Consider the following 18,571-nt stretch of genomic DNA (forward strand, 5'->3'; position numbering starts at 1 on the left):
GGGATACTCCTTACGAGGTACGGCTGGCGCGCAGCGCCGTCAGGATGGCGTCGACCGCCACCCCGTGCGGCGTGTCGCCGGTCTCGACATGCACTTGAGCTTCCGCGTAGGCGGGATTGCGGACCTTGGCCAGCTCGGTCAACACCTGGATCGGGTCCTTGCCCCGCACCAGCGGCCGGTTGTCCTTGCGCGAGACGCGGCGGGCCAGCAGTTCGATGTCGGCCTTCAGCCAGACCGAGAGGGCCTTCTCGTTGATCAGGGCCCGGGTCTCGGGATTGACGAAGGCCCCGCCGCCGGTGGCCAGCACGTGCGGCGGCTCGTCCAGCAGGCGGCCGATCACCCGGCGCTCGCCGTCGCGGAAGGCGGCCTCGCCCAGCTCGGCGAAGATCTCGGAGATCGAACGGCCGGCGGCGGCCTCGACCTCGTTGTCGGCGTCGCGGAACGGCAGCTCCAGCACGCCCGCGAGACGCCGGCCGACGCTCGACTTGCCCACGCCCATCAATCCCACCAGTACGATGGTCTTCTCGCGCAGCGGCGCGAGGTCCTCCCGCAGGCCAGGGGAGAGAGACGGGACGGCGTCAGGGGTTTCGTCGGGCTCGGTCATGATGCGGTCGCGGGTTTACACGAGGCTTGGCCAAACCGCCAAGTTTGCGAGACTCTCGTGATGCGTCATAACCGGTCCATGGTCCCTTCGATGCGTTCTTCGCACGCGCTCGCGCTCGCGCTCGTCCTGCTCACCCCGGCTTTCGCCGCCGCGCAGGAGGAGGTCAAGGTCAAGAGCCTGGCCGCCCCCGACTACTTCTCCGGCCCGGTGGCCGACACCGGCATTGGCGCGGACCTGTGGAAGGACACCGCGCCCGACATCATGCGCGACGTGCTGCCCAAGTTGGCCGGTTCCAAGCCGCTGTCGCCGGCCTTCGCCGCCCTGGCGCGGCGCATGCTGTCGACCGGCGCCAACGGCCCGGCGGGCGTGGGCGACAATGTCGAGATGGGCGCGCAGCGGGGCCTGGCCTTGATCGCCCTGGGCGAGGCCAAGGGCGCCAACGCCATCCTCGATCGGGCGCAAGGCGCGTCCGGCAGCGCGGCGCTATCGATGGCCTCGGCCGAAGCGGCCCTGATCACGGGCGACGACGACAAGGCCTGCCGCGTCCAGGAGGCCCTGACCGTCGATCGCGGCGCGGCCTACTGGCTGCGGCTGCGGGCCTTCTGCCAGCTGAAGGCCGGCCAGGCCGACGCCGCCCAGCTGACCTTCCAACTGGCCCAGCAACAGACCAAGGATGTGGACTACGCCCGGCTGATGGGCGCGGCCCTGGCCAGCACGGCGCCGGGGGCGGCCAGCCTGAAGAACGGCGTCAACTACGCCCTGTCGCGCCGCCTGAACCTGGACATCCAGTCGGCCGCCGCCGTCGCTTCGGCTTCGCCGGCCCTGAAGCCGCTGATCAAGCCGCGTGGCGGCGACTTGGCCGGCATGGCCCCCGGCGCGGACCTGACCGCCGCCGAGGCCTCCGACCTCGCCTTCCTGCGCCAGGCCAAGACGCTGCCGACCTTCGTCGAGGCCGCCCAGGCCTCGGCCGCCTCGATCGCCGCCCTGGCCGCCGCCGGCGCGCCGCTGCAGGATCCGATCCTGATGGCCCGCGCCGCCCTGGCCGCCGGCGACGTCGCCAGCGCCCAGACGATCCGGAGCCATCTGGTGCAGGACAGCATCCCGGGGGCTGGCGCCGCGGACCTGGCCATTCTCGACGCCCTGATCGCCGCCGCCTCCGGCAAGATCGACAACCAGGTGCTGGGCAACCTGGTGGCGCGCGGCGCTTCGGGTGGGAGCAAGTCGCCGGCCCAGGCCGCCGCCGTGCTCTTGGCCAGCCTGGGCGGGACGCTGGACGCCGACGCCCGCGCCCAGTTCGCCACGTTCGACCTCGGCAAGCCGGCCGCCTCGGCCGCGCGGACCCTGCTGGTCGAGGACGCCGGCGCCGCCAAGCGCAAGGGCGAGGCCGGGCTGTTGGCCCTGTCGATCGCCGTCGACGCCGGCGCGACCGGTCCGCTGCCCGTCGACCGCGCCCACATCGCCCGGTCCCTGAACCGCGCCGGCCTGGCCGCCGACGCCCGGGCCATCGTCGTCGAGGGGCTGCTGTCGCTCGCCTTCGTGAAATGAGCGGTAAGGGGCCAGGCTGGGTCGAGGCCTTCCTCGAGATGATGGCCGTTGAGCGTGCGGCGGCCCGCAACACCTTGACCGCCTACGGCAAGGACMTGGAGGACGCCCGCGGCTTCCTGGGCCGCTCGGGCCATGACCTGGACGACGCCGACGCCGAAACCGTCGAGGCCTATTTCCAGGAGCTCGGCGCGCGCGGCCTGTCGCCCGCCACCGCCGCCCGCCGCCGCTCGGCCGTGCGCCAGTTCTACCGCTTCGTGCTGGGCGAGGGCTGGCGCCAGGACGACCCGTCCCGCCGCGTCGCCGCGCCCAAGGCCGGCCGCCCGCTGCCCAAGGTGCTGGAGCGCGAGGAGATCGAGCGCCTGCTGGCCGCCGCCACGGCTAAGGACGGGGCGCAAGGCCTGCGCCTGTCCTGCATCATCGAGCTGATCTACGCCTCGGGGCTGCGGATCTCCGAGCTGCTGGCCCTGCCACTGTCGGCCTTGGCCCGCGACCCGTCCTTCCTGATCGTCAAGGGCAAGGGCGGCAAGGAGCGGCTGGCCCCGCTGAACGACGCGGCCCGCACGGCGGTGAAGGCCTATCTGGTCGAGCGGCCGAAGTTCTTCCCCAAGGGGCAGAAAGACAGCCCGTGGCTGTTCCCGTCGCGGAGCGCCGCCGGCCGCCTGACCGCCCGCCGGGTCGGCCAGCTGCTGGAGGACGCCGCCATCGCCGCCGGCATCGACCGCCAGAAGGTCAGCCCGCACGTCCTGCGCCACGCCTTCGCCACCCATCTGCTGGAAGGCGGCGCCGACCTCCGGGTCATCCAGACCCTGCTGGGCCACGCCGATATCGCCACCACCCAGATCTACACCCACGTGGCCGGAGAACACCTGGCCCACGTGGTCCAGACCAAGCACCCGCTTGGAAGACAAGGCGGGGGTCGCAAGAAGGGCTAGGGCCTGGCCTCCGGCGCGTGAACGACATCGCATTGACGGGCGGCGGGAAATGCTTAGGAAAAGCCCTACAAAGCTTAAGGGCTTGCCGAGCGGCTGGCCCAATCACGAAAGCCCCTCATGTCCGAAGAAACCCGCGACTCCAACGGAACCCTGCTGGCCGACGGCGACACCGTCACCCTGATCAAGGACCTCAAGGTCAAGGGCTCGGGCGGCGTCACGCTCAAACGCGGCACGGTGGTCAAGAAGATCCGCCTGACCGGCGACCCCGACGAGATCGAGGCCAATGTCGACAAGGTCAAGGGCCTGGTCCTGCGGACCGAGTTCGTGAAGAAGGCCTAGGGGCGGGAGCGTCCTTTCTCCTCCCCCTCTGGGGGAGGGGGACCGCCGAACGGCGGTGGAGGGGCCCTGTGAGTTGGCCCGCGCACGACCGCTTCGCGGACCCCCTCCGTCACGGCGCGTATTCGCGCCGCGCCACCTCCCCCTAATGGGGAGGAGAGAAGTCTCCTACTTCCCCGCGAACGCCGCCTGGATCTTGGCGACGTCGATCTTCTGCATCCCCATCATCGCCTGGAAGGCGCGGCCGGCGGCTTCGCGGTCGGGGCTGGTGGTCGCCTCGATCAACTGGCGGGGCGTGACCTGCCAGGAGAGGCCGAACCTGTCCTTCAGCCAGCCGCACTGGGATTCCTGGCCGCCGTCGGCGGTGAGGCTGTTCCAATAGTGGTCGACCTCGTCCTGGCCATCGCAGTCGATGACGAACGAGAAGGCCTCGTCCAGCTTGAACGTCGGGCCGGCGTTCAGGGCGACGACCTTCTGGCCGTCCAGCTCGAACTCGACGGTCATCACCTTGCCGGGCTTGCCGCCGCCGGGGGCTTCGCCGGGATAGTAGGCGACCGTATTGACCTTCGAATTCGGGAAGACCGAGGCGTAGAAGTTGGCGGCTTCCTCGGCCTGATTGTCGAACCACAGGAACGGGGTGATCTTGGGCATGGGTGTTCTCCATTGCGGCCAACGCGGCCTTCGACCCAAGGACGGTGGACCGAACGCCGTTCCGACAACCAGGGTAAAATTGCGCAAACGAAAAACGACTGTTGAATTCAGCTCATCAGAGCAGTGAAAATTCTGGCCTTATCCCGCGCGGCCGCGAACCCATCTTTGAACGGCCGGCGGCAGGGTCGCCGCGCCCAATCCGCATCAAGGAGCTCCCCATGAAGACGCGCACACTCGGCGACGGCCTCGAAGTCTCGGCCATCGGTCTCGGCTGCATGGGCATGAACCAAGTCTATGGCACGGCCCTGGAAAAGGCCGACGCGTTCAAGGTGTTGGCCCGGGCGATCGAGCTGGGCGTGACCTTCTTCGACACCGCCGAGATCTATGGCCCGTTCCTGAACGAGGAACTGGTCGGCGAGGGCCTGAAGCCCTTCCGCGACCAGGTGGTGATCGCCACCAAGTTCGGCTTCGACATCGGTCCGGCCAGCGACGGCCAGGGCTATAGCCGTATGCGCGGCGTCAACAGCCGGCCTGCGCACATCCGCGAGGTCGCCGAGGCGTCGCTGAAGCGCCTGGGCGTCGAGGTCATCGACCTGTTCTACCAGCACCGCGTCGACCCGAACGTGCCGATCGAGGACGTGGCCGGGACGGTCAAGGACCTGATCGCCGAGGGCAAGGTCAAGCATTTCGGCCTGTCGGAGGCCGGCGCTGGCACCATCCGCAAGGCCCACGCCGTCCAGCCGGTCGCCGCCCTGCAGAGCGAATATTCGCTGTGGTTCCGCGACCTGGAGGCTGAGATCCTGCCGACCCTGCGCGAGCTCGGGATCGGCCTGGTGCCCTACAGCCCGCTGGGCCGGGGCTTCCTGACCGGGGCGGTGCGGCCCGAGACCCTGGCCGACAACGACTTCCGCCGCGGCCTGCCGCGCTTCCAGGGCGAGGCCCTGACCAAGAACCTCAGCCTGGTCGACGCCCTCGTTGAGATCGCCGGCGAGAAGGGCATCACCCCGGCCCAACTGGCCCTGGGCTGGCTGCTGAACCAGAGCGCGGACATCGCTCCGATCCCCGGCACCACCAAGATCCACCGGCTGGAGGAGAACGTCGGCGCCGTCGAGGTGACCCTGTCGCCCGAGGAACTGTCGCGCATCGCCGCCGCCGTGCCGGAAACGGCCATCGAGGGCGAACGCTACAGCGAGGCCGGCCTGGCGATGGTCGGGCGATAGAATTCACCTTCTCCCCTTGCGGAAGAAGGTGTCAGCGAAGCTGACGGATGAGGGGGCGATAGTCCTGTCGGCTTGGCGCCCAGCCTATCCGCTGTCGCGGCGGATCCGGTTTTCGACCCCTCACCCGACCCTTCGGGCCACCCTCTCCCGCAAGGGGAGAGGGGTTTTGATCGCTTCCATTCGATTCCCCCGATTGGCGCCCCTGAAATTCCCGGGACTGGCGCCTGTCGCGGGGACCTCCAGCCTCCCAACTGCACGCTGCTGACAGAATCCGGCCGCTGATCCGCAAGTTTCGGGCGGCGACGCGGCCGGATGCGGCGTAGGCGCAACGACGCCACCCCGGGAGGATCCATGAACTCGAACATTCGCCGCGCCGCCTTGATCGCGGCCGCCCTCTCGGCCTTGGCCGTTCCGGCGCTCGCCAACCCTGAAGCACCCCAGCCCCAACGCCAGGGTCTGGACGAGGCGTGGTGGACCGGGCCGCTGCTGGCTTCGGGCGCCGGGACCCTGCCCAAGGGCCACATCCTGTTCGAGCCCTATCTGTACGACGCCAAGCCGTACGGAAGCTTCGACGCCGACGGCAAGCGCCACAGCGCCCCGGACGCCGACAACATCGGCTCGTCGGCCTACATGCTGTACGGCGTCACCGACACGCTGACGGCCGGCTTCATCCCGCATCTGGGCTATCGCCGGGCCGGCGGGCGCTGGAGCCAGGGGCTGGGCATCGGCGACCTGACCGCCCAGGCCCAGTACCGCCTGACCCAGTACAAGCCTGGCGGCCACGTCCCGACCATCTCGGTGATGCTGCAGGAAAATCTGCCGATCGGCCGCCACGACGGCCTGGACGATCGCCCCAACGACGGCTTCGGCAGCGGGGCCTGGGCCACGACGCTTGGCGTCAATTCGCAGTACTATTTCTGGACCCCGAACGGCCGGATCCTGCGCACGCGGCTGAACGTCCAGTACACCCGCTCCGACAACGCCAAACTCAGGGGCGCCAGCGTCTACGGCACGCCGACGGGCTTCACGGGCAAGGCCCAGCCGGGCGACAGCTTCCTGGTCAATCTGGCCTTCGAATACAGCATCACCCGCAACTGGGTGGCCGCCATGGACCTGGCCTGGCAGCGCGATGACTCCACCAAGGTGACGGGCGTGCTGGGCGGCAGCGGCTTCGAGCGGCGCTACCCGGTCAGCAAGGCGCTGATCCTGGCTCCGGCGGTGGAGTACAACTTCAACAGCCAGGTCGGCGTGATCGTCGGCGCGCGGATCGTGCCGGCGGGTCGCAACGTGACGGCGTCGGTGACGCCGGCGATCGCGGTGAACTACGTGCGGTGATCGCCCACGTGAAGGACGCGGAAGCGGTCCGGTTCCGCCGGATCACGGTCGGCGACCTGAACCGGAGGCCAGGTCCATTGCCAGACGTCGACGCCCGGCGGCCGTGAGAACCGGATCGGCCCTCTGACGCCTTCGACCTCGACCGTCGGCCAGGCGGCGGCGATGCGGGCCCGGTCCGGACCATGGGTTCGCAGGATCCGCGCGAGGACGGCGATCGTGTCGTAGCCCTCGAAGGCGACGAAAGACGGCGCCGCCAACCGCGCGCGCAGGGCCGTCTCGACCCGCCGGCCAGATGGCCCGAGGCGCTCGGGGAGATAGCGCAGGAACGGGACCCCGGCGCCGTCGTCGCCCAGTAACGCCACCCACTCGGCCAGCTCGGGCTGTCCGGCGGGCGCGCCGATCAGGATTTCGGCGAGGCGAGGATCGCGGCGGACAGCCCTGACGATCGAGACCGCGGGCTCCGGGTGGCCGACCAGAAGCAGCAGGGCGCTCGCGCCGCTGTCGGCGAGGGCGTCGCAGAGCGCCGCCGGATCAAGCGCGCGRGTGTCCAGTTCGATGACCTCTCCACCGTTCGGCGTGAGGCGGTCCCGCAGGATGCGAACGCCCGAGGCCCAGTAGACGCTGGGCGCCGTGGCCGCCGCGATTCGCTTGTGACCCGCGCCGAGGAGGAACTCCGCGTAGATCCGCCAACCCAGCGACTGGGGCGGAGGAAGGCGCGCGACCCAGTCCGTGGGCTGGTCGACCAGCGCGTCGATGACCGCCGACGAGCAGAGGAACGGCACGCGCAGGGCGTCAGCCCGGGCGGCGACGGCGCGGGCGACGACGCTGTGATACTCCCCGGCCAGGGCGACGACGTCCAAGCCGGCCAGCTCGTCCACGGCCGTCTCTGCCTTCCGCGGATCAGCGGCGGTGTCCCGGACCAGCAGTTCCAGGGGCCTGCCGTCGATCCCGCCCGCCTCATTGACCTCGCGGACGGCCAGTTCGAGTCCAGCCAGGAGGTGTTGGCCCGCCTCCACCCAGCCCGGCGGCGTGAGCGGCGCCAGGACGCCGATGCGGATCGCGGACGTGTCGGCGGGTTCGGTTCCGGGCGACGGCGTCATGCGTGGGCCTTCCTGGGCGTGGATGTCCTGGATGCAGATAGCGGCGCGCCCTTGATCCTCAACCCCCAATCCCCCCAAACTCCGCTTCATGGCCGGCAACCCGCTCCGCACGCTCGATTCCTTTGAACTCCTGAAGCTGGGCAAGGCGTCGGTGACCGTCGGCGGGCTGGCGGCGGGAGTGCTGATCGTCGTGGTGGCGATCGTCGCCGCGCGCCTGACCTCGGCGGGCTTGCGCAAGCTGCGCGAGCGGGCGGCCGGCAACGCCGCCTCGCTGTACATCGTCGAGAAGGTCGCCACCTACGGCCTGGTGACGATCGGGGTGGTGGCGGGCCTGTCGACCATGGGCGTCGACCTGACCTCGCTGACCGTGTTCGCGGGCGCTCTGGGCGTCGGCGTCGGCCTGGGCCTGCAGGGCATCATCAAGGACTTCGCGTCGGGGGTCAGCCTGGTGTTCGAGCGGTTGGTGGCGGTCGGCGACTTCGTCGAGCTGCCCAACGGCGGCCGGGGCGTGGTCCACGAGATCGGCCCGCGCGCCACCCGCATCCGCACCAACGACAGCACCGACATCGTCGTGCCCAACTCGGTGCTGGTGAACGACCAGGTGATCAACTGGACCCTGCGCAACACCAACCGCCGCTTCCGGGTGCCGTTCGTCACCGCCTTCGGGGCCGACAAGGACAAGGTGCGCGAGGCGGTGCTAAAGGCCGCTAAGGCCGCGCCGTTCACCTCGCCCGACGACGCCATCCGCCGGGCTCAGGTCTGGCTGGTCGGCTATGGCGAGAGCGCGCTGAAGTTCGAGCTGATCGTCTGGCCGACCGTCGAGGCGGTGCGCCGCCCGGCGGCGATCTTCGCGGCCTATACCTGGCTGATCGACGACGCCCTGCGCGGGGCGGGGATCGAGATCCCCTATCCGCAGCGCGACATCCGCGTCCGCGGCCTGTTCGGCGAGGAAGGCGAGGACGCCCTGACCAGCCTCAAGCTGGAACCCGCCGCCCGCCGCCGCAAGGCCAAGGCGATCAAGGCCGGCTCCAGCAACGACGCCGCCGCCGACCTCGAGCGCGAGGATCCGGAAGAGTTGCCCAAGCCGCCTCCGCCCGCCGCGCCGGACAAGACTGAACGCTGATAACCTGGGCCGCTTGACGTCCATGCCGCGCCGCCGCATGGTTCTCGCAATTGCGAAATAAGAACCATTCGGGGAGTGATCGATGAAGACGCCGCGCGGCTTTTTCAAACCCTTGGCCATCGGCGCGCCGACGCCCTGGCGCGAGCCGCCCGCCCGCGTGGAGCGGATGATCCACTTCGTGCCGCCGCACCTGGAGAAGGTCCGCGCCAAGGTCGCCGAGATCGCCCCGACCGTCGACGTGATCCTGGCCAATCTGGAAGACGCCATCCCCGCCGACGCCAAGGGTGCGGCCCTGGCCGGCCTGGTGGCGATGTCGCGCGAGGTGGATTTCAAGGCGCTGGGCGTTGGCTTCTGGGCGCGCATTAACTGCCTGAACTCGCCCTGGCACCTGGATGAGGTCGCCACCATCGTCGAGAAGGCCGGCGACAAGGTCGACGTGATCATGGTGCCCAAGGTCGAGGGGCCGTGGGACATCTTCTACATGGACCAGTTGCTGGCCTCGCTGGAGGCCAAGCATGGGGTCACCCGGCCGATCCTGCTGCACGCCATCCTCGAGACGGCCGAGGGGGTGATGAACGTCGAGGCGATCGCCGGCGCCAGCCCGCGGATGCAGGGGATCTCGCTTGGTCCGGCCGACCTCGCCGCCAGCCGCGCCATGAAGACCACCCGGGTCGGCGGCGGGCACCCCGGCTATCGCGTCATCGAGGATCCGCACGCGGACGGGTCCGCGCGGGCTTCGGTGCAGCAGGACCTCTGGCACTACACCTTCGCCAAGATGGTCGACGCCTGCGCCGCCCACGGCATCAAGCCCTTCTACGGCCCGTTCGGCGCGATCGACGATCCGGTCGCCTGCGAGCAGCAGTTCCGCAACGCCTTCCTGATGGGCTGCGCCGGGGCCTGGAGCCTGCATCCCAGCCAGATCGCCATCGCCAAGACGGTGTTCAGCCCCGCCCCGGACGAGGTGGCCTTCGCCCGTAAGATCCTGGACGCCATGCCCGACGGCACGGGGGTGGCGATGATCGACGGCAAGATGCAGGACGACGCGACCTGGAAACAGGCCAAGGTGATGGTCGACTGCGCGCGGCAGATCGCGGCGAAGGATGCGGAGTATAGGGCGCTGTACGGGTTTTAGATCACTTGCCCCCTCCGCGCCTTCGGCGCTCCTCCCCCGGAGGGGGAAGAAGGATCCTTCTGCCCCCTCCGGGGGCGGACGACCTCGCGTAGCGAGGTCAGGTGGGGGCCTGCCGAGGTTGAAGGCCTAGCTCAGTTCCCGCCCACCGTCGTCACCACCCGCGCGCCGGCGGTCAGCAGCTTGTGGATCGGGCACTTCTCGGCGATCTGGAACAGGCGCTCGCGCTGCTCGTCGGTCAGGTCGCCCTCGATGGTGATCGTCCGCTCGAAGCGCTCGTGCGGGATCTGGTCGGCGTCGAAGTGCGAGAAGACCTCGACGTGCATGGCGCTGATGTCCCAGCCCTTCTGGTTGGCGTAGAGCCGCAGGGTCATGCTGGTGCAGGCCGCCAGGCCGGCGGCGACCAGCTCGTGCGGATCGGGCCCCAGGTCGAGGCCGCCTTGCGCCACCGAGATGTCGGCGACGATGGTCGAGGGGCCGGCCGTGACGAAGGTCTGCAGGCCGCCGTGGCCGCTGTCGTCGGCGGTGGCGAACGGGCGGGTGGCGAGCGTCTCGGTCATGGCGGGATCTCTTGAATCGGAGCTGTGAACTGGCGCTTGGTAGCACCCGTTTCAAGGCCGCGCTTGCACGATCGGGCTCAGCTGGAAGTCCGGCTCGTGGTCCGGCCCCAGGGTGATCGAGGCCTTGGGCAGCACCGGCCGCTCGCTGGCCATGGTGATCCGGAACCGAGCCAGCAGGCTGGCCAGGATGATCTGCGCCTCGGCCAGGGCGAAGCCCGCCCCGATGCAGACGCGCGGACCGGCGCCGAACGGAATGAAGGCCTCCTGGCCCCACGGATGCGGCTGGTCGATGAAGCGGTCGGGTCGAAAGGCGGTGGGAGCGTCCCACAGCTTGCGGTGCCGATGGATCAGCCAGGGGCTGATGGTGACCATGCAGCCAGGAACGACGTCGCAACCCAGCACCGTATCGGGCCCCTGCGCCTGGCGGGCGATCATCGGCGCAGACGGATAGAGCCGCAGGGTCTCGAACAGCACCGAGCGCAGCAGCGGCCAGGCCTTCAGGTCGTCCAGGCCGGTCACGCGCTCGGCCGGGAAGGCGATGGCCTCGGCGCGGACGCGGTCCTGGGTCTCTGGATCCAAGGCCAGCAGATAGGCGGCCCAGAACAGCAGGCGCGAGGTGGTCTCGAAGCCGGCGGCCAGCATCGAGCTGCACTGGTCGCGGATCTCCTGGTCGGGCAGGGGGGCGCCGTCCTCGTCACGGGCCGCCAGAAGGCGGTCCAACATGTCCAGGACTCCCGGATTGGGGCGGGCCCGTCGTTCGGCGACCAGCGCGTCGACCGCCGTCAGCCAGCGCTTGCCCAGCCGCCGCCGGTCGCCATCGGCGAAGGTCAGGTCTTCCGCCCCCTTGGCCATGAAGTCGAACAGCTTGAAGTGGGCCGGGCCTTCCATGTAGCGGCGGGCCAGGTCGGCCAGCAGGGCGCCTTCCGCGTCGGCCCGGCGTGAGAACAGGGCGCGCAGCACAGCGTCCAGGGTGGCATGATGGAAAGCCTGGGCCAGGTTGGCGCGGCCCTGGCCGGCCAGCGTCTCGACCAGGCCTTCGCCGGCGGCGACGAAATGGGGCAGCAGGCCGCCCGTCGCGGCAGGCGTGAAGACCGGGGCCAGGCTCTTGCGCTGGCGCTTCCAGATCTCGCCCTCGCTGAGCAGCAGGCCCTCGCCCACCAGCGGCTTCAGCGGCCGGCTGGCCTTTATCGGACGCAGATAGTTGGGGGAGGTGAGGATCCGGCGCGCGGCGGCGGGCTCGCTGACCACCAGGCCTGGCTGGCCCATGAAGACATACGGTGTGACGAAGCTGTCGAAGTCGGCCTCGCTGTAGGCGCCGACCAGGCTGCGGCCCATCTCCCAGGCGACGCGCAGCTCACCGAGCGCCGAGCCGCCCAGCGGACGGGCGTGGACCTTGGGCGCGGGTGGAATCAGGGGAGGGCTTGCCGGTGCTGCGAGGACGGAGTCCATGGGAGAGCGGCTTTCCGGTAAGCGGGACCCGTTTTGGGCCCCATCCGGAAGCAGAGGTTACAGCCGCTCAGCTCGCCTCGCAATAATTCATCGCGTGGAGAATATCAGGCGGCCACCGCGTGGTGGGCGGTGACGTCGAACACGCGGTGCGAGCCGCGCCACACTTCGACGAAGTCGCAGCGGTTGTGCATGTCGAGCAGTTCGAAGGCGCGGACGCGCGCGGCGTGATCGTCCGCGCAGGGCGTAACGTCGAAGCGTGGCACCGAGCCGTCGGCCTCGACACAGAAGAAGGTGAACACCTGCATGGGAACTGTGCGCTCTCATCAGGCGGGGCCGCGCATATTCGATGCCGGGGCCCGCGGGGGCGCAAGTCGGCTTCCGCGACCTGCTACAAAAACAACATAGGACTCTATGTCGCGATTCACCAGAGGAGAGAGTCTCGATTCGAGACTCACCTGGGGATCCTCGGGTTTCAGCCTGTGGATAAAACACGTCGGATTCGGGGCGGTTCCTCGCCGGAATCTCGCCTCTTTCCCTCGGCGGATTCCACCACTAGGTTCGCACCCTTTCATTAACGGCGACGTTTAAGAGTCCATGGCCGCCCATTATCTCGATTTCGAACGCCCAATCGCTGACCTGGAAAGCAAAATCGAGGAGCTGTCGCGGCTCTCCGAGACGGCTGGCCCGGGGGCGTTCGACGCCGAGATCCAGGCTCTTCGTGACAGGGCGCAAGACCTCCGCAAGGAGGCCTACGCCAACCTCGACGCCTGGCAGAAGACCATGGTCGCCCGGCACCCCCAGCGGCCCCACCTGCGCGATTATGTCGCGGGGTTGATCGACGAGTTCGTCGAGCTGCGCGGCGACCGCAAGTTCGCCGACGACCAGGCCATCGTCGGCGGCCTCGGCCGCTTCCGGGGCCAGCCGGTCGTGGTCATGGGCCACGAGAAGGGCCACGACACCACCACGCGCCTGAAGCACAACTTCGGCATGGCCCGCCCGGAAGGCTATCGCAAGGCCGTCCGCCTGATGGACATGGCCGAGCGCTTCAGCCTGCCGGTCCTGACCTTCGTCGACACCGCCGGCGCCTATCCGGGCCTGGGGGCCGAGGAGCGCGGCCAGGCCGAGGCCATCGCCCGCTCGACCGAGCGCTGCCTGACCCTGGAAGTGCCGATGATCGCCACCATCGTCGGCGAGGGCGGCTCCGGCGGGGCGATCGCCCTGGCCGGCGCCAACAAGGTGCTGATCCTGGAGCACTCGATCTATTCGGTGATCTCGCCGGAAGGCGCGGCCTCGATCCTGTGGCGCGACGGGGCCCGGGCCAAGGACGCGGCGACCCAGATGCGCATCACCGCCCAGGACCTGATCAAGCTGGGCATCGTCGATCGCATCATCGAGGAACCGGCCGGCGGCGCCCATTCGGACTCCGACGCGGCGATCCAGGCCGTCGGCGACACGGTCGAGGACGAGCTGAAGGCCATGGCCGCCATGAGCGCCGCCGAGCTGAAGAAGCAGCGCTCCGAACGCTTCTACGCCATCGGCCGCGCGGGCTTGCAGTAGCCTGGAGCGCGGCGATGGTTCGGACGTCCCTGATCGTCGCCGCCGTGCTGCTGGCCGCCGCCGTTTCGCCGGTCCAGGCGGCCGAGCCGAAGTACTCCCCAGCCTACGCCAAGTGCCTGGCCGCGCCGTCGGGCCAGAGCACGGCCGGCATGATCGACTGCATCGGGACCGAGTGGCAGGCCCAGGACGCCCGCCTGAACCGCGCGTACAAGGGCGCCCTCAAGCGCCTGGAGCTGCCGCGCCAGAGGGCCGCCCTGCAAAAGGCCCAGCGCGCCTGGATCGCCTTCCGCGACGCCGACTGCGCCAGCCTCTACGACCAGGACTGGGGCACGATCAGCCGCGTCGAGGCCGCCAGCTGCCGGCTGGACCGCACGGCGCGCCGCGCCGATGACCTGGAAGGTTTCCGCCAGACCCCGTGAGCACAAGGTTCACTGGGTGTTCCGCGTCGAACCAGATAGGGTCGCGCTCCCTGCTGGAGCCTGGCCAAAATGATCCGATCCCTCGCCGCCGCGACCCTCGTGGTCCTGCTGGCCGCGCCGACGGTCGAGGCGCAAGCCCGCCGGCCCCAGTCCCTGTCAGCCAACGCGGCGCTCGACCGCTGCGACAAGCGCGGCGGCTCCCATCCCAAGCGCCTAGGCTGTGTCACCCGGGTCCTCGACCGCGAGGACGCCCGGCTGGGCCGCGCCTACAAGGCCGCCCTGGCCCCGCTGCAGCCGCCGCAGCAGGCCTCGCTCCGCGCCTCCCAGAAGCGATGGATCAAGGATCGCGACGGCCAGTGCCGGGGTGGATACGGCGGCAGCGGCCAGGCCGCGATCTACGCCAACACCTGCCTGGCCCAGGCCACCGAGACGCGGGCCGACGAGCTGGAGCGTCGCTTGCGGCGCTAGGACGTCGGGGATCAACGTTCGCTGGTGTTCGGCGTCGGGCACGCTAGGGTAGCGCTCCAAGGTGGAGCTTTCCCGTGATCCGTTCCCTCGCCATCGTGGCCGCCGTTCTGATGGTCGCGCCGTCCGTCCAGGCCGCGCAAGCTCGGACGGCCAAGCGTCCGCCCACCGCCTACGAGCGCTGCCTGGCCGCGCCGGCGGGGCAAACCCAGGCCGGCGCGATCGCTTGCGTGGACCAGGAGATCCAACGCCAGAACGCCACCGTCGATCGCTACTACACCTTCATCCTGAAAGACCTGGCCCAGTACGAGAAGGACCGTGAGCCGCCGGAGCAGACCTTCGCCACGGACCCGGTGCGCGCGGCCCAACGGGCCTGGACCGCGTTCCGGGAGGCCGATTGCCGCGTCCATGCCAGCCCGACCTGGGGTGCGCGGGGCGCGCTGGACGCCCGCAAGTGCTTGCTGGAGCACACCATCGACCGGGCCGAAGAGCTCGGTCGGGACGCCAATCCATCACAAGAGCCGCCGCCCGGCGCCGTCTTCGTCGGGCCTTCCCCGTGCGAGAAGAAGGCGCGGACCGGGAGGGACATGTCGGTTTGCGCGATCAACGATTTCGATCGCGCCGACGCCCGCCTGAACCGCGTCTACAAGGCGTTCCTGGCGCAACTGGGCCCGGGCGACAAGGAGACCGCACGCGCCGCTCAGCGCCTCTGGATCGCCTTCCGCGACGCCGATTGCGAGCGCCTGGTCGATGATCGGCTGTGGGGGCGCCAGGGGGGTTACGAGGCCACGGTGTGCGCCGACGCCCTCACGGGCATGCGCGCCGACCAGCTGGAGGTGTTCCTCAAGTCGCACGGCGTTCGCGCGCCACGCTGAAGCGCCGGCATGATCTCTCCTCCCCATTAGGGGAAGGTGGCTCGATGCGAATACGCATCGAGACGGAGGGGGTCCGCGAAGCGGTGTTGCGTTCGCCACTGCCCAGGGCCCCTCTACCGGCGTTCGCCGGTCCCCCTCCCCCAGAGGGGGAGGAAGGCGAAACCTACCGCCCCGTCCCGATCGCCCGGGCCAGGGCCGTCAGCTTCGTGCGGATCTGCCCCGGCGGCAGGTTCAGGAAGGCCTCGGCCAGGGCCGGGCCCTCGGGCGCGGCGACCAGTTCGGCCACCAGGTCGCGGCCGCGGGCGTCGCTGGGGTTCTCCGGCTCGGCCAGGCCGTCGAAGAACCGCGCCACCGGCAGGTCCAGCACCAGCGACAGGCCGTGCAGGGTCGAGGCGCTGACCCGGTTGGTTCCGCGCTCGTACTTCTGCAGCTGCTGGAAGCTGACCCCCAGCTGGTCGGCCACGGCGGTCTGGCTCAGCCCCAGGGCCCGGCGGCGGGCGCGGAGCACCTGGCCGACGTGGCGATCGACCGGATGGATGGGCGGATGGACGCTCGTCACGTCCGGAGCAGCGTTTCGACTCCCATTTCGACGACCCATACGTGCAACCCTCGACCTCGGCGCGAAAAATACACACTGAAGGTGTGTAGATGCGCGGAGCGACCAAGGCAAGGGTCGCGCGTGGCCGATGATCCCGACCTGACCGCCCTGGGGCGAGAAATCCGCGCTCGCCGCAAGGCGCGGAACCTCAGCCAGGAAGCCCTGGCCGAGCTCGCGGGCCTGCATCGCAACTATGTCGGCCTGCTGGAGCGCGGCGAGCGCAACCCCAGCGCCACCACCCTGTTCCAGCTGGCCCGCGCCCTGGACGTCCGCCTGGCCGAGCTGGTCGGGCGGCTCTAGGGGGCAGCCAAGCTCCTTTCCCAAACCACTTTCCAGTGTCATCCCGGCCGCAGCGAAGCGGAGAGCCGGGACCCAGGGCCACCGCATTGCGCTTGGCCCCTGGGTCCCGGACAGCCTCTGCGAGGCTTCCGGGATGACACGGGTGTTTTGGCTTCCCCTGTGGTGGTTTAGTCTTCCCCCTCATCCATCGCCGCCAGCAACTCCCCCACCGACACCCCCAGCGCCCGCGCCAGCCGCGTCAGGGTCAGGTAGTCGGGGTCGCGCCGCCCCGCCTCGATCGCCGCCAGGGTCTCCTCGTCTGTCAGCGCCGCCGCCGTCAGCCGCGCGCGCGTCAGCGCCGCCGCTTCCCGGAGCGTCCGGATCCGCCGACCCAGCTTTCGCAATGGAGGCGACTTGTTCATGAAATGTTCTAGTCTTGGTGGAGCGTTCTCGTCAACTCGCGCGATGGAAGGCGCCCGCATGTTCCGCGGGCGCCAGGGCGAGGGGCCCGAGCGCCCTAGAGCTTCACCCGGAAGTGGAAGGCGTCCACCGCCAGCCCCTCGCGGAAATAGAACCGGTGGGCGCCCTCGCGGGCGACGTTGGAGATCAGCTCCAGATGCCCGCAGCCCGCGCGCCGGGCCTCGGCCTTCAGCCAGTCCAGCAGCGCCTTGCCGTGGCCCCGGGAGCGCGCGTCCGGGTCCGAGACCAGGTCGTCGACGCTCAGGAACCGCCCGCAATACAGCATGTCCAGCAGCCGCCACCCGGCCAGGGCCCTGACGGTCCCGTCCTCGGACAGGGCGGTCAGCCGATAGCCGTCGGAGGCCATCAGCTGGCGGATCCGCGCGACATAGGTCTCGCGGGCCAGCATCGGCCGCAGGTGGGCCATGACCTCGAACGTGGCGAGGATCTCGGCGTCGGTGGCGGGGTGGTGGATCATGGGGTCTTGAGGTCCAGGTGCGCGTGGACGTAGGCGACGGCGTCGGCGAAGGGAATGCCCTCCCGCTGCTGAACCGACAGCGGGTGGTCGGTCGTCTCCAGCTCGATCAGCGGGCGCAGGCCTTCGGACCGGGGATGAAGGGTGCACTTCAGGTTCAGTGTCTCGGGATAGCCGGGCAGGCGGTTGGCGAACCAGCCGAACATCGGCGGCAGCGCGCCCCGCTCGCCGTCGTCGAAGGTTTCGAGATACCGGAAGAAGTTGTCGCGGCTCAGCGTCGTCCAGACGCCGAACTGGAACGCGCCGTCTCGGTCCGCGTAGGGCAGGTCCAGGCAGGCGCGCACGAAGTAGTGCTCATGTTCCCAGATGCAGGTGTCGGTGGTGAGGTCGAAGTCGTCGGCCCGCGCCTGCTCGGAGGCCTGGTCCCAGACGAGGGGCGCCGGAAACGCGGCGGCGGGCAAATCGTCGTGAGCCTGTCCACAGACCGCGCAGACCCAGGCCTTCACGGGCGGCGCCCGGCGGCCCAACAATCGGTTCAGGAAGCCCCGCACGCCGGTCTCCATCTTGGCTCCCCGCGTTTGTAGCGCGGCGTTCTCTCCGGAGAAGGGGGAAAGGCTTTCAGCTCACGGCGAGACGATTGCAGGGCGGGCCGGCACGCTGCTGCCTACGAGAGATGTAGGGGCGGATGGGACCTGGCGGTCTCTGAGGTAACGGAGGCGATGCGACGAGCTCGCATATCCCCACCATCGCCTTGCGCCGGGGTAAATGTTCACCTATTGTTCTCATCTAAGCGCAGGGTATAAAAATGCCTATGGAGCCTCAGGAGTCCAACAAGCGAGCAGTAGGTCGGCCTTTTAGCTTTCGCTCTAGCGACCGCTATCGTGTGCGTCATCCCTGTTGCTCGCGCCGCGCGTTACTTTCGGTTGCCGCTACTCTCGCAATCGCGAGACCCTGCCTTAGCAGAATCAGCTAATAGGCTCCGTTATCGAAAGCTGTGCAAAGCGATTGATGTTCGTACGGCGCTTAGTGGTGGACGGCTTAATCCCGGTTCGGATATCGACCAGAGAATTTTGCGGTTTAAGCGGATTTTGACTGAAAAGATTCGGGTCGATCAATCATTGGTTAATCGAATCCTGATCGATCGGTTTGAACGGAATCCCTACAAGCAAAAGGGTTATGAGACCCCAAAGGGCATCGAGCGCATTCATATCCTGGAGGGCGACCGGCCGATCGATTTAGCTCAGGTATCCGACGTGGTTGCGGCTCTTAAGCCATTTCACGTGTATCGCCTCTATGTGGAGAGCGAGGATGACAGAGCAAGGCAATTGATCGCCGAAGTAATTAAGGAAGCGAACGAATGAGCGACCATGAAATTGCCATCAGAGATGTTGTGGCTGCTGCGGGTGGACGCTTGATCGGAAAAACTCGCCTGCAGAAAACGGTATATATACTAAAAATTG

Annotated in this window: 23 protein-coding genes; 13 read left to right on the plus strand and 10 right to left on the minus strand. The window is 69.1% G+C overall.

Annotated elements, in window-relative coordinates:
• Nucleotides 1–10 precede the first annotated feature (10 nt).
• The gene (locus AC1DSO_RS07935) at nucleotides 11–604 is read right to left on the minus strand and encodes a shikimate kinase (protein WP_477068322.1); all 594 of its coding nucleotides are present in this window, start codon (nucleotides 602–604) and stop codon (nucleotides 11–13) included.
• 60 nt (nucleotides 605–664) lie between these two features.
• On the opposite strand from AC1DSO_RS07935, the gene AC1DSO_RS07940 reads away from it, so the two are divergent.
• The 3 genes from AC1DSO_RS07940 (at nucleotide 665) to AC1DSO_RS07950 (ending at nucleotide 3,420) form a co-directional block, all read left to right on the plus strand.
• Nucleotides 665–2,149 (plus strand): hypothetical protein, encoded by a 1,485-nt coding sequence (locus AC1DSO_RS07940; protein WP_477068343.1) that lies wholly within the window; start codon nucleotides 665–667, stop codon nucleotides 2,147–2,149.
• Nucleotides 2,146–3,081 (plus strand): site-specific tyrosine recombinase XerD, encoded by a 936-nt coding sequence (locus AC1DSO_RS07945; RefSeq protein ID WP_477068323.1) that lies wholly within the window; start codon nucleotides 2,146–2,148, stop codon nucleotides 3,079–3,081. Before AC1DSO_RS07940 ends, AC1DSO_RS07945 begins: the two co-directional genes overlap by 4 nt.
• Before the next feature lie 117 nt (nucleotides 3,082–3,198).
• The gene (locus tag AC1DSO_RS07950; protein WP_291871567.1) at nucleotides 3,199–3,420 is read left to right on the plus strand and encodes an alkylphosphonate utilization protein; all 222 of its coding nucleotides are present in this window, start codon (nucleotides 3,199–3,201) and stop codon (nucleotides 3,418–3,420) included.
• A gap of 165 nt (nucleotides 3,421–3,585) precedes the next feature.
• Here AC1DSO_RS07950 and AC1DSO_RS07955 read toward each other — a convergent pair whose 3' ends face one another.
• Nucleotides 3,586–4,068, minus strand: a complete 483-nt coding sequence (locus AC1DSO_RS07955) for a VOC family protein (RefSeq protein ID WP_477068324.1) — start codon at nucleotides 4,066–4,068, stop codon at nucleotides 3,586–3,588.
• A 218-nt stretch (nucleotides 4,069–4,286) separates the two neighbouring features.
• Between AC1DSO_RS07955 and AC1DSO_RS07960 the strand changes: the two genes are divergently transcribed.
• Both AC1DSO_RS07960 and AC1DSO_RS07965 read left to right on the plus strand, forming a co-directional pair.
• On the plus strand, nucleotides 4,287–5,288 hold the full coding sequence (locus AC1DSO_RS07960; RefSeq protein WP_477068325.1) for an aldo/keto reductase: 1,002 nt from the start codon (nucleotides 4,287–4,289) through the stop codon (nucleotides 5,286–5,288).
• Between the two features lie 351 nt (nucleotides 5,289–5,639).
• The gene (locus AC1DSO_RS07965) at nucleotides 5,640–6,623 is read left to right on the plus strand and encodes a transporter (RefSeq protein WP_477068326.1); all 984 of its coding nucleotides are present in this window, start codon (nucleotides 5,640–5,642) and stop codon (nucleotides 6,621–6,623) included.
• Here the strand turns inward: AC1DSO_RS07965 and AC1DSO_RS07970 are convergent.
• Nucleotides 6,611–7,723, minus strand: a complete 1,113-nt coding sequence (locus tag AC1DSO_RS07970) for an ABC transporter substrate-binding protein (protein ID WP_477068327.1) — start codon at nucleotides 7,721–7,723, stop codon at nucleotides 6,611–6,613. The two genes, AC1DSO_RS07965 and AC1DSO_RS07970, sit on opposite strands and share 13 nt — an antisense overlap.
• 88 nt (nucleotides 7,724–7,811) lie before the next feature.
• Between AC1DSO_RS07970 and AC1DSO_RS07975 the strand changes: the two genes are divergently transcribed.
• Both AC1DSO_RS07975 and AC1DSO_RS07980 read left to right on the plus strand, forming a co-directional pair.
• On the plus strand, nucleotides 7,812–8,846 hold the full coding sequence (locus AC1DSO_RS07975) for a mechanosensitive ion channel family protein (protein ID WP_477068328.1): 1,035 nt from the start codon (nucleotides 7,812–7,814) through the stop codon (nucleotides 8,844–8,846).
• Nucleotides 8,847–8,928: 82 nt separating this feature from the next.
• The gene (locus AC1DSO_RS07980; protein ID WP_477068329.1) at nucleotides 8,929–9,978 is read left to right on the plus strand and encodes an HpcH/HpaI aldolase/citrate lyase family protein; all 1,050 of its coding nucleotides are present in this window, start codon (nucleotides 8,929–8,931) and stop codon (nucleotides 9,976–9,978) included.
• A gap of 131 nt (nucleotides 9,979–10,109) precedes the next feature.
• Here the strand turns inward: AC1DSO_RS07980 and AC1DSO_RS07985 are convergent, their stop codons facing one another.
• The 3 genes from AC1DSO_RS07985 to AC1DSO_RS07995 form a co-directional block, all read right to left on the minus strand.
• Nucleotides 10,110–10,535, minus strand: coding sequence for an OsmC family protein (locus AC1DSO_RS07985; RefSeq protein ID WP_477068330.1), 426 nt, complete (start codon nucleotides 10,533–10,535; stop codon nucleotides 10,110–10,112).
• A gap of 51 nt (nucleotides 10,536–10,586) precedes the next feature.
• Nucleotides 10,587–11,984 carry a cytochrome P450 gene (locus tag AC1DSO_RS07990; RefSeq protein WP_477068331.1) on the minus strand — a complete coding sequence of 466 codons (1,398 nt, stop codon included), beginning with the start codon at nucleotides 11,982–11,984 and terminating at the stop codon, nucleotides 10,587–10,589.
• A 104-nt stretch (nucleotides 11,985–12,088) separates the two neighbouring features.
• Nucleotides 12,089–12,289, minus strand: coding sequence for a hypothetical protein (locus AC1DSO_RS07995; protein ID WP_047407774.1), 201 nt, complete (start codon nucleotides 12,287–12,289; stop codon nucleotides 12,089–12,091).
• 289 nt (nucleotides 12,290–12,578) lie between these two features.
• On the opposite strand from AC1DSO_RS07995, the gene AC1DSO_RS08000 reads away from it, so the two are divergent.
• The 4 genes from AC1DSO_RS08000 (at nucleotide 12,579) to AC1DSO_RS08015 (ending at nucleotide 15,300) form a co-directional block, all read left to right on the plus strand.
• A complete protein-coding gene (locus AC1DSO_RS08000; RefSeq protein WP_477068332.1) occupies nucleotides 12,579–13,541 on the plus strand; it encodes an acetyl-CoA carboxylase carboxyltransferase subunit alpha in 963 nt (320 codons plus the stop codon).
• 14 nt (nucleotides 13,542–13,555) lie between these two features.
• Nucleotides 13,556–13,960 (plus strand): lysozyme inhibitor LprI family protein, encoded by a 405-nt coding sequence (locus AC1DSO_RS08005; protein ID WP_477068333.1) that lies wholly within the window; start codon nucleotides 13,556–13,558, stop codon nucleotides 13,958–13,960.
• A 69-nt stretch (nucleotides 13,961–14,029) separates the two neighbouring features.
• Nucleotides 14,030–14,428, plus strand: coding sequence for a lysozyme inhibitor LprI family protein (locus AC1DSO_RS08010; RefSeq protein ID WP_477068334.1), 399 nt, complete (start codon nucleotides 14,030–14,032; stop codon nucleotides 14,426–14,428).
• Between the two features lie 74 nt (nucleotides 14,429–14,502).
• The gene (locus AC1DSO_RS08015; protein ID WP_477068335.1) at nucleotides 14,503–15,300 is read left to right on the plus strand and encodes a lysozyme inhibitor LprI family protein; all 798 of its coding nucleotides are present in this window, start codon (nucleotides 14,503–14,505) and stop codon (nucleotides 15,298–15,300) included.
• A gap of 163 nt (nucleotides 15,301–15,463) precedes the next feature.
• Here AC1DSO_RS08015 and AC1DSO_RS08020 read toward each other — a convergent pair whose 3' ends face one another.
• Complete coding sequence (locus AC1DSO_RS08020; protein WP_477068336.1) at nucleotides 15,464–15,859, minus strand: helix-turn-helix domain-containing protein; 396 nt, start codon at nucleotides 15,857–15,859, stop codon at nucleotides 15,464–15,466.
• A 120-nt stretch (nucleotides 15,860–15,979) separates the two neighbouring features.
• Between AC1DSO_RS08020 and AC1DSO_RS08025 the strand changes: the two genes are divergently transcribed.
• Nucleotides 15,980–16,198: a helix-turn-helix domain-containing protein gene (locus AC1DSO_RS08025; protein WP_477068337.1), complete on the plus strand. Its 219-nt coding sequence runs from the start codon at nucleotides 15,980–15,982 to the stop codon at nucleotides 16,196–16,198.
• A gap of 167 nt (nucleotides 16,199–16,365) precedes the next feature.
• Here AC1DSO_RS08025 and AC1DSO_RS08030 read toward each other — a convergent pair whose 3' ends face one another.
• The 3 genes from AC1DSO_RS08030 to AC1DSO_RS08040 form a co-directional block, all read right to left on the minus strand.
• Nucleotides 16,366–16,599 carry a helix-turn-helix domain-containing protein gene (locus tag AC1DSO_RS08030; protein ID WP_477068338.1) on the minus strand — a complete coding sequence of 78 codons (234 nt, stop codon included), beginning with the start codon at nucleotides 16,597–16,599 and terminating at the stop codon, nucleotides 16,366–16,368.
• 95 nt (nucleotides 16,600–16,694) lie between these two features.
• A complete protein-coding gene (locus tag AC1DSO_RS08035; protein WP_477068339.1) occupies nucleotides 16,695–17,114 on the minus strand; it encodes a GNAT family N-acetyltransferase in 420 nt (139 codons plus the stop codon).
• Nucleotides 17,111–17,674 carry a DUF2199 domain-containing protein gene (locus tag AC1DSO_RS08040; RefSeq protein WP_477068340.1) on the minus strand — a complete coding sequence of 188 codons (564 nt, stop codon included), beginning with the start codon at nucleotides 17,672–17,674 and terminating at the stop codon, nucleotides 17,111–17,113. Before AC1DSO_RS08040 ends, AC1DSO_RS08035 begins: the two co-directional genes overlap by 4 nt.
• A 318-nt stretch (nucleotides 17,675–17,992) precedes the next feature.
• Here AC1DSO_RS08040 and AC1DSO_RS08045 point away from each other — a divergent pair, with 318 nt between their 5' ends.
• Entirely contained in the window at nucleotides 17,993–18,472 is a 480-nt protein-coding gene (locus AC1DSO_RS08045) for a hypothetical protein (RefSeq protein WP_477068341.1), read from the plus strand.
• Nucleotides 18,473–18,571: the final 99 nt, after the last annotated feature.

Source organism: Caulobacter sp. P4_E5, assembly GCF_056401555.1.